The following is a 644-nucleotide window of genomic DNA, read 5'->3' on the forward strand; positions in this document are numbered from 1 at the left end:
CGGCGCGGAAATCATCCGGACAACGGACAGACAGGCACGGAACGAATTCCTGACGCCGCGACAGAGGCGACTGGGATGCGTCCGGCAGCCCTCACTTCGGGGCTTCACCCCTTGGACTACGGCTCTTTTCCATGCTGATACCGATTCCCCGTGAACCGGGCGGTGCCCGGTGAAATTCTCCGCTCGTTCTCCCCTCGGAACCAGGAGACAGCGCGGCGAGTCCGACGAGGACGCCGCCGCGCCGTCGGCCGCACCGGGCCCGGCCGACGTACCGCCCGCTCCCCCGCGTCCTCAGCCCCGTCTGGCCCGGCTGACCGACGACGAGATCGCCCTGATGCGCGCCAGCGTCGAACTCGTCGGGCCGTTGGCCGGGGACATGACCGTGTACTTCTACGCGATCCTGTTCACCCGCTACCCGCAGGTGCGCGGCCTGTTCCCCGACGACCTCGACGTCCAGCGCGACCGCCTGCTGCGCGGGCTGCTGCGGATCGTCGACCTGGTGGACGATCCGGAGAGCCTGGTGCGGTTCTGCAGCCGGCTGGGCCGGGACCACCGCAAGTTCGGCGCGCTGGACGGGCACTACCCGGCCGTCGGCGAATGCCTGCTCGCCGCCCTGGCCCGCTTCGCGGGCGACGCGTGGACGC

The 644-nt window shown here is 70.7% G+C and carries 1 protein-coding gene; it reads left to right on the top strand.

Going from position 1 to position 644, the window contains the following annotated elements; genetic code table 11:
- Window positions 1-169 precede the first annotated feature (169 nt).
- On the top strand, window positions 170-644 hold a 475-nt coding region (locus K7862_RS37085), incomplete at its 3' end, for a globin domain-containing protein (RefSeq protein WP_308012388.1).

This window comes from Actinacidiphila acidipaludis (assembly GCF_019890725.1).
Classification (GTDB): Bacteria; Actinomycetota; Actinomycetes; order Streptomycetales; family Streptomycetaceae; genus Actinacidiphila; species Actinacidiphila acidipaludis.